Annotated in this window: 2 protein-coding genes; both read right to left on the bottom strand. The window is 40.5% G+C overall.

The window, feature by feature from the left end; all coding sequences use genetic code 11:
- Positions 1-43 precede the first annotated feature (43 nt).
- A complete protein-coding gene (locus A9Y75_RS25785) occupies positions 44-454 on the bottom strand; it encodes a hypothetical protein (RefSeq protein WP_071192729.1) in 411 nt (136 codons plus the stop codon).
- 329 nt (positions 455-783) lie between these two features.
- On the bottom strand, positions 784-1,047 hold a 264-nt coding region (locus A9Y75_RS29970; RefSeq protein WP_236721544.1), incomplete at its 5' end, for a hypothetical protein.

Raw genomic sequence — 1,047 nt, 5'->3', positions numbered from 1 at the left:
ACTTTAACTCTTGCAGATATAATATCGATTGACAAAAATTGCTCTAAATTTTCAACGTCGTTGAATTCGCAAAATCTAAGACGATGCATTCTCTTCGGGTTTTACAAGGTCCAAAAAACACCAATACAAATTGAGTTTTTTTATTTGGTCTTGCTATAATTTTACCTAAACCATTGGATATATTTAACAATGAAGTTTTATCGATAGCCAAGGGTACCGTTTCATATTTTAAAGTTTCTATTTTTTCAATATTAGTTTTGTAGAGTCCAATATGATTTCCTTTCCAATCGACTAGCAATGCCACTGAACGGCCATTGACCTTCTCGCCGATGACCTTGGCGGCTGGGGGAATGTCGATAGGCATGCTTTTCGAGTCAGATAGGTTTTCAGAACAACCTAGCAAAGTAGCGAAAACGACAAGCATGCCCCCAGCACGTATCGGTATTTTTCGCATATTTTTCGCATGACATTATCCTTTCGTAGTGCGAAAAACTTAGAGAACTACCCGTTTAAAAAAATGGCCTCCGCTTGTAGAAAGCGAAAGCCATATTATTAAAATATAATGATTTTTTAATATCATGAATCTCTATATCGTAGGTATATTTTGTTTATGACGTGTGCAAAAATGATGCCCATGGCCATAATCGAAGACGCTAATCTTTCTTGCGGAAACATAACTGCAACAAAAGCCAAAATTGTTACAGATAAGAATATGATCCAATTTTTATTCGGCTTTAAACGCATATTTCAGTTTCCACGAATTGACCGAGCATAACGGACGCCTTAAGTATTATACCAAAGATCCTCAAGAGTGTCGGCAGCAATGCCAATCATGCCAGCGATTACCCCGAGGACGCCTGCACCAATCCCGCCAAGACCACCGGCGACGATCTTTGCGAGGTCAATGGCTACACCCCACCAGTCTGTATCAGCGCCAGTCTGGGCTCTTTCGACACCGTTGGGTGATAGATATAGCTTACCATCGGATCCTCGGACAAACATATCATTTGCGCCTTCAACAGGTGTGCAAGTCATGCCTGGAGGACA

It is taken from the genome of Trichormus sp. NMC-1 (assembly GCF_001858025.1).
Taxonomy (GTDB): Bacteria; Cyanobacteriota; Cyanobacteriia; order Cyanobacteriales; family Nostocaceae; genus Anabaena.
The sequence above is the reverse complement of the archived record's forward strand: the minus strand, read 5'-3'. Positions and strand labels throughout refer to the sequence as shown.